Source organism: Calyptranema fuscum S582 (genome assembly GCF_055793305.1).
The window spans coordinates 1-3,640 of record NZ_JBSLYH010000114.1; the positions used below are offsets into that span (position 1 = coordinate 1).

The window sequence follows — 3,640 nt, forward strand, 5'->3', positions numbered from 1 at the left end:
CGACAGCAGGAACGAAAACAAAACCAGTGCAGGGAGGAACAGCGCAAGCAGGAGGAAGCGAAACGCAGACAGGAGGAATTTACACAGAATATATTGTTGAAGAAATTTGAATTTCAGACTCCTAAGCTGATTTTTAGTAAGAATTCTGTTGAGGAAAAAATTGAAAAGCCAGGAATTTTTGGTCGAAGGGTTGAGATTGTTAGAACACTTGAAAACGAAAAAGCGTGGACTATCACTTATCAAAAAGGGCAAGCAGAATACTTTGTTGAACAGTTGGGCAATAAAATAACATTAGAATTAGTTGCAATTCCAGGTGGAACATTCACCATGGGTTCACCAAAGCAAGAATTGGAGCGTGGTGTTGAGGATCCCCAACTCCTTGTTACCATTCAACCTTTTTTTATGGGCAAGTTTGTAGTAACACAGGCACAATGGAGCGTGGTTGCAGGATTGCAAAAAGTGAATCAAGATCTTACTCCTGATCCCTCAGAATTTAAGGGTGATTCTCGTCCAGTCGAACAAATTTCTTGGTACGATGCGGTAGAGTTTTGCGCTCGTCTCTCACAAAGAACAGGCAAGCAATATCGATTACCAAGTGAAGCGGAGTGGAAATATGCTTGTCGTGCTGGAACTACGACCCCTTTCTATTGCGGAGAGACAATTACAACAGATTTAGCCAACTACAAGGGAACTTTAGCATATCGTTCAGAGCCTACAGGTATTTGGCGACAACAAACAACAGAAGTTGGCAGTTTTCCACCAAATGCATTTGGCTTGTACGATATGCACGGTAATGTCTTGGAGTGGTGTGCGGACTCCTTCCACGGAACTTATCATGGAGCACCCAATGATGGAAGTGCTCGAGAAGGGCTGTCTGCTGATCGGGTAAGGCGGGGCGGTTCGTGGAGCCTTGGTCCAGCTGGCTGTCGTTCTGCCGATCGTCGCCACGACTCTCCCAACGTTCGAGGTTCATATCTTGGTTTTCGGGTGGTTTGTAATTGATCCTAAGCGCTTACCTAAAGTCAGAACTTGTCAAAAGGCAACGACCTTGAAAAACAAATTGTAATCCGACAGCTTGATAGCATTGCCGAAGAGTCGGCTGGCTCATCCATTGTCTTCCAGCAATTACCCTTCCTCAGGCTCTGTTTCAGTACCTTGCAGTCGTGATGATTCCACTATAGGAAGAACAACACAAGCGGATTTTTAACTTGAGGATGGCTTTACAACTGGGTATTATAAATGTTGTAGAACTGGGCTTGAATGAATTTGAATAAGTCAAGTTCAGAATAGCTTCAATGTCCAATCAGTTCTCCACCAGAAAACTAGTGCCAGTTGATCTAAACCTCTATACTCAGTACCAAAACTGCGATCGCTGGGCAATCATTGCCGGTATCTCACGCTACAAACACAGCCGACTAAATCTCAGATATGCCGATCGCGATGCAGAAGAGTTTTACAACGTGCTGATGACTCCTACGGGTGGTGGGTTTAAGCGAGAGCATATTTGTAAATTAACAAACGAGGAGGCGACTACACACAATATTACAAGAGCACTACGAAGCTTCTTGAAAAAGCCTGCCCGTGACGATCTTGTCGTTATTTACTTTGCTTGTCATGGTGCTCCAGATTTCGATCGACCGGGCAATGTTTACCTACTCAGTTATGACAGCGATCCTGATGATATTGCTGGCACTGCCTTGCCGATGCGAGAGATCGATCTTTCCCTCAAAGAAAACTTGCACGCAGAGAAGGTCATCGTTTTAGTCGATGCTTGTCATAGTGCAGCAATCGGCGGGGGAATCGGTCGAAGAAGTGCGATTGATGACTCATTCCTGTTAAATCAATATCTTCAAGAAATCAGCCAAGCAAAAGGCGGATTAGCGCTACTCACCTCAGCAGAAGCCAATGAAGTGTCACTTGAAGATGCTAGATGGGGTGGCGGACATGGAGTGTTTACCCATTACCTTTTGGAAGGAATGCGAGGAGCCGCTGATATCAATCAGAACGGAATCATCACCATCGGGGAATTATTTGAGTATGTGCGCGACAACGTTAAACGGGCAACCGATCATAAACAACATCCTCTCATTGGCTCTAATGCATTCGATCGCAACTTGCCGATCGCCTTTGTCCCCCAGAAGTTGCAGAGTGAAAAGTGCTTAGTAGATATTGCTGAGCTACGTAAAGAGCAAGAGAAATTTCAGATCTCAGCCTCTCAACAATCTCGGCTCCTTGAGCTTTTTCCTATTGGATCACAGGCTTTTGAGTTCAAGGTCATCTCAGTCAATGAGTTTGGTCAACCTGTAGAGCAGTATCAGCAAACAGCAGACTATTTTGCTGAAGATCTGGAAAATGGAATTGAGCTAGACATGGTATTGATTCCACAAGGCACCTTTTTAATGGGCACCCCAGAAGCCAAATCGAAGCGATTTGCTGCTGAGGCTCCCCAACATTCAGTTACCATGAAACCGTTTCTCATGAGCAAGTACCCCATCACGAATGTACAGTGGAGTGCGATCGCTGCTCTGCCACAAATCACTCGTAAGCTCAAACGTCGCCCATCCCGCCAATGGGCTGCCAATCAACCTGTTGTCGAAATCTCTTGGTATGATGCGATCGAGTTTTGCGATCGTCTGTCTCAAAAAACAGGTAAAAATTATCGCTTAGCGAGCGAAGCAGAATGGGAATATGCCTGTCGAGCCGGAACCCAAACACCCTTTCATTTTGGTGAGACTCTCACCTCTGACATCGCCAATTATGATGCAACCTTTATCTATCGATCGGAACCCACAGGAATTAAGCGCGAGAAAGCTACTCCTGTTGGCAGCTTTCGAGTCGCCAATCGGTTCGGGCTCTTTGAAATGCACGGAAACGTATGGGAATGGTGCTTAGACCATTGGCATGACAACTACGACGGTGCACCTACGTCAGAAGTAGCTTGGCTAGATAACAATGAAAATAATAACCGTGTCCTGCGAGGTGGTTCCTGGCGCAATGAGCCTATCCGTTGTCGATCGGCTTCTCGCTGGTACGGACAAGCAGATGAATCCGCGAACAATATAGGATTTAGAGTTGTTTTACCTCTGTAGCCACGATCCCTGAAAAGACGTTATTGCTGTAACCTTTTTCGTTTTAACAACAAAGATCTGAAATACTCAGAATTTTGAGGTTGTCGAGTAAACTCAAGGATTCTAATACCACCCTTACGGCGAATCTCCTCTACAGCTTGCTCAATCTCATCAAATGGCACATGAAAGAAATCTCTTCTCTCATTATCTAAATTCACACGCCTATCTTGAAACCGTTGATGTAAACATCTAATGGTCTCAGAAGGGTCTTCTGCATGAATCTTGAAGTGAATATCAAATGGAAATGGAACCAAAGGATTCATGCCACGAACATACTCATCTTCATTCCCACTTCTAGTCATGAATATTCTATAAATATCTTCCTTTCCGAAAGAACCAATATTAGAGACGATATAAATGTGTCCTTCCTTATATCCTCTACAACGTGAAGTAGCATCTTCTATATCGCGCTCATCTGTAACAACCTGCTGTTCTAACTGCTGAATGCGAAGCTCTAGCTGCTTCTGTTTCTGCCCTTCGGCTTGCAGTACTTCCTGGCGAATTTTATCTAA

Annotated in this window: 3 protein-coding genes; 2 read left to right on the forward strand and 1 reads right to left on the reverse strand. The window is 44.6% G+C overall.

Annotation, left to right across the window (positions count from 1 at the left end):
- Both ACR6Z4_RS32050 and ACR6Z4_RS32055 read left to right on the forward strand, forming a co-directional pair.
- The coding region (locus tag ACR6Z4_RS32050) for a formylglycine-generating enzyme family protein (protein ID WP_479721373.1) at window positions 1-1,002 on the forward strand (1,002 nt) is incomplete at its 5' end.
- Window positions 1,003-1,295: 293 nt separating this feature from the next.
- Entirely contained in the window at window positions 1,296-3,089 is a 1,794-nt protein-coding gene (locus ACR6Z4_RS32055; protein ID WP_479721374.1) for an SUMF1/EgtB/PvdO family nonheme iron enzyme, read from the forward strand.
- A gap of 20 nt (window positions 3,090-3,109) precedes the next feature.
- Here ACR6Z4_RS32055 and ACR6Z4_RS32060 read toward each other — a convergent pair.
- Window positions 3,110-3,640: GIY-YIG nuclease family protein (locus ACR6Z4_RS32060; RefSeq protein ID WP_479721375.1), on the reverse strand; the 531-nt coding region annotated here is incomplete at its 5' end.